The 3,451-nt window shown below is 31.5% G+C and carries 5 protein-coding genes; all 5 read left to right on the top strand.

The genetic code is table 11. The features are described from left to right. Positions 1–255 precede the first annotated feature (255 nt). The 5 genes from VDP25_RS17370 to VDP25_RS17350 all read left to right on the top strand — a co-directional run bounded on the left by VDP25_RS17370 (position 256) and on the right by VDP25_RS17350 (position 3,208). A complete protein-coding gene (locus VDP25_RS17370) occupies positions 256–681 on the top strand; it encodes a hypothetical protein (RefSeq protein WP_334471859.1) in 426 nt (141 codons plus the stop codon). Between the two features lie 133 nt (positions 682–814). Beyond that, a complete protein-coding gene (locus VDP25_RS17365) occupies positions 815–1,585 on the top strand; it encodes a hypothetical protein (RefSeq protein WP_334471858.1) in 771 nt (256 codons plus the stop codon). Positions 1,586–1,770: 185 nt separating this feature from the next. Next, the gene (locus VDP25_RS17360; protein WP_334471857.1) at positions 1,771–2,133 is read left to right on the top strand and encodes a hypothetical protein; all 363 of its coding nucleotides are present in this window, start codon (positions 1,771–1,773) and stop codon (positions 2,131–2,133) included. Further along, positions 2,126–2,581 (top strand): hypothetical protein, encoded by a 456-nt coding sequence (locus VDP25_RS17355; protein WP_334471855.1) that lies wholly within the window; start codon positions 2,126–2,128, stop codon positions 2,579–2,581. Before VDP25_RS17360 ends, VDP25_RS17355 begins: the two co-directional genes overlap by 8 nt. A 123-nt stretch (positions 2,582–2,704) precedes the next feature. Continuing rightward, a complete protein-coding gene (locus VDP25_RS17350; RefSeq protein ID WP_334471854.1) occupies positions 2,705–3,208 on the top strand; it encodes a hypothetical protein in 504 nt (167 codons plus the stop codon). The last annotated feature ends 243 nt before the right edge of the window (positions 3,209–3,451 follow it).

Here is a 3,451-nt window from a genome sequence, read left to right as displayed (position 1 = left end):
GCATATAAAAAATAGCTGAGACATTGATATCATTTATTTTTCGTTTCTTTATAGAAGATATTTAAATCCGAAAAGCAGTTGATCATCAAGACGCTACTTTTCATATACGCGCACCGTTGTGTGTAATTTACCAACGAGACCAAAATCGCGAGAATTAAAGTCAAATATGGTTGAATTTAAAATAATCGAACAGTCGGAATAGAACTATAAATATCACGTAATTAAAAATTGAAAAACTAATTTCTGAGAAATCTAATGAACGAAATAACTTTGCCATATCATTTATTAATTCCAACTATAATTTCAATTCTGACTTTAACAATATTATTCATTAAAAGAAAACGAATATTTAGAATTGGAAAATGGAAATGGTTTTGGATTAGTTTGACAGTTTTCTTTACTTTTTACTTGTTTATCGTTGGAGGAGCAACTTATGATGATATTTATGCTCAATGGAATTCAAATAGGTTTGACTTAAACCAAGACGGATTTTTTAGTGGAAACGAGATAACGTCTGAACAGCAAGAAGCAATGAGAAATCTGATAAGTGACACTGGAAGAAATTTTTCATTTATAACTGGACTAATTTTTTCTGGAATTATTGCATTCTTTGTTTTCGCAATCGGAAAAATAACTGAATTAATAAAAAAGAAAAAAAACTACACACAACACCGTGTATAATTAATTGCTTTTATCTGCTTACTTACGAAAATTCCTGCGGAATTTTCTCTGGTCCGTAAAAGTTTGCTAAATTAGCTATCAAACCACGCAACTAACCATACACAAACACGTTGTGCAACATTTGACGAAACCGATGAAAATTAGAACTTTAACAATAATATTATTTACAATCTGTCTGACATCTTGCGGACAAAATCCTAAGTCAAAAGATTGCTATGAGATAAAATATCTTGACTTTTTTGGACTAGACAAAATGGAAATTGTAAAATGGCCTAAATCGCAACTTGATGGTCTAAAGAAAATGGACTTCACCAAAAACAAAGGTAAATCAGAAATCAAGACGAATTTTATAATTCCAACGATTGTTTATCAATTAAAGGAGTATCATCCAAGTTGCAATACAGAAATTGACACAATTTATTTAAATAATATTTTAGAAATCTACTTAAAAATCAGAGAAATAGATTCTAAAAAACTGCTAAATAAATCAATCGAAGAAAAAATTGACTTTTTACGAGATGACTTTTATTCTCAAGTAGAAAATGTTAATTATCTACCAAAAATGATAACGACATTTGATGATGGTCCATTTTACGGAGAAGATTTTCAAAACAAATCGGATCTAAATCCTATCAAAAAACAAGAAACCGAATTTGGAACTTTAATAGTTTCAAAAATTGATAATAAAACGATACTTACGAGCAAAAACAAAAACGGAGAAGAAATTTGGCAAAAGTCAATCACAGGATTATCGGACAGAAATCTAACCGAATTAAATTTTAAAGAAAAACCAATGGAATATAATTCAGTTGCAACTGTGGTGCATATGCATTCTGAAGGCGAAAGATTTACATTATATTTAAAGAATAATGGAAACTTTATGTTTTACTTTCATTCGTGGTAGGAATAAAAAAAACGTTGCACAACACCGTATATAATTTATTGCTGGCTTCTTGCTTACTTACGAAAGTCCTCGCGGACTTTCTTTGTCCGTAATTATTTACTAAATTAGTTGCTTGAAACACGCAACAAACCATATACAACAACGTTGTAAGTAATTTGAGAAAAACACTAATCATATTGATATCATTGAGTTTTGGACTTTCATCTTGCAAGTCAGAAAAACGATATTCTGATTATAATGAGTCTGACTTTTACGAAGTACAAGGCTTTATTGAATCGGCTAGTCCGACAAGTGACCCATTTGACCTTCCAATTGTCAAGGATATAAGTTTTAAATACTTTTTAGATAGACCGAATCCAAATACTGGAATCGAAAAAAACCTAGAAATGTTTGAGGCACAAAATGGATATCCTCTAATTGTGCTTGTACATAAGGATGACGAAAACATTAGCTTTTATGGTCGCGTTGGAGTACTTGAAAATCTAAACGAAAAGGAAAAAGAATTTCTTGACAAACATCTCAAATCGGAAATGGAAAAATATGAATAAATTACATCTGACTTTAGGAAATCCGAAAAGTGGATGGCTTCCGATTGCATTAACATTTGCGGATTTTGAATTGAAATTTACTGCTTCAAATATTCCTGAAATTCCGACTGACAAACTTTGCGAAGCTTTGATTTTAGCCGTAAATGGAATTGAATCGGAAATATGTTGGAATTTGGAACCTGAATGTTATTTCTTTGAATTAAATAAAATCAGAAAAGGAATTGAGCTGAATATCTCAAAAAGCGGAGGAATAACAGAAAACCGAAATCTGATTTATAAATTGGCGGGAGATTTTGAGTCTGTGATTTTACCAATGTATCGGAGTTTGAAAAAGTTCAATACGCTGGAATTTGACAAAGTAGATTGGAAAGAAATTGACCAGATAAAACTGAATAAATTAACTGAATTAGTAACGGAAAGAAAAAACTACTTACAACACCGTGTATAATTAATTGCTTTTTAAGTGCTTACTTGCGAAAATTCCTGCGGAATTTTCTCGGGTTCGTAAATGTTTGCTAACTTAGTTACTTAACCACGCAACTAACCATACACAAAACCGTTACCTGCAATTATGAAAAACATTCTGCTTATCATTATTATTTGTTTTTTAAACCAACTTTCTGCTCAAGAAATAGTCGGAATGGAAGGATTATATGTTGAAAATGATTTGACTTACAAAGTTGCGGACGATAAATTGTTTTCTGGACAAGCTCAACACGTTCGGAAAAATGGACATTTAGTCTATGAAGAATATTTTGAGAATGGAAAATTGACTAAATCTATTACCTATTACAACGGAACTGAAAAGCCAAAGACTGCAAGTGAAACTGAATATTATTCGGAAACTCAAACAAAACGCAAGGAAACGAATTACGGACTGAACAAATCAACAACTGAATTTAAGCACTACGATAAAAACGGAAAAAAGACTCTAATCGAGCAGTACGAGAATGACAAACTGATTTATCGTTGTGAATATCAAAAAAATAAAAAGCACGGAACTGAATACTGCCTGAACGATGATGGAACTGAATTACGTATTGAATATCGGAATGGCAAAAAAGTAAAAAAATAACAGCAGGTAACACCGTGTATAATTAATTGCTTTTTAAGTGCTTACTTGCGAAAATTCCTGCGGAATTTTCACGGGTTCGTAAATGTCTACTAACTTAGTTGCTTAAACACGCCACTAATCATACACAAAACCGTTGTGATTAATATTGCCGACTTTCGGTCACCCACCAAACATTGTAGCTTTCTTCGAGGTCTTTTAAGTTTCTAAAAATGATGTGATTTTAAAATCGACGTAGGAAGATTT

Origin of the sequence: Winogradskyella sp. ECml5-4 (assembly GCF_036903175.1) — a bacterium.
Taxonomy (GTDB): domain Bacteria; phylum Bacteroidota; class Bacteroidia; order Flavobacteriales; family Flavobacteriaceae; genus Winogradskyella; species Winogradskyella damuponensis.
This window is presented reverse-complemented; position numbering and strand designations above follow the sequence as displayed.

Coding starts and splice junctions, on each gene's coding strand:
- VDP25_RS17370 (WP_334471859.1), top strand. CDS start 256: ATGAACGAAATAACTTTGCCATATCATTTATTAATTCCAACTATAATT.
- VDP25_RS17365 (WP_334471858.1), top strand. CDS start 815: ATGAAAATTAGAACTTTAACAATAATATTATTTACAATCTGTCTGACA.
- VDP25_RS17355 (WP_334471855.1), top strand. CDS start 2,126: ATGAATAAATTACATCTGACTTTAGGAAATCCGAAAAGTGGATGGCTT.
- VDP25_RS17350 (WP_334471854.1), top strand. CDS start 2,705: ATGAAAAACATTCTGCTTATCATTATTATTTGTTTTTTAAACCAACTT.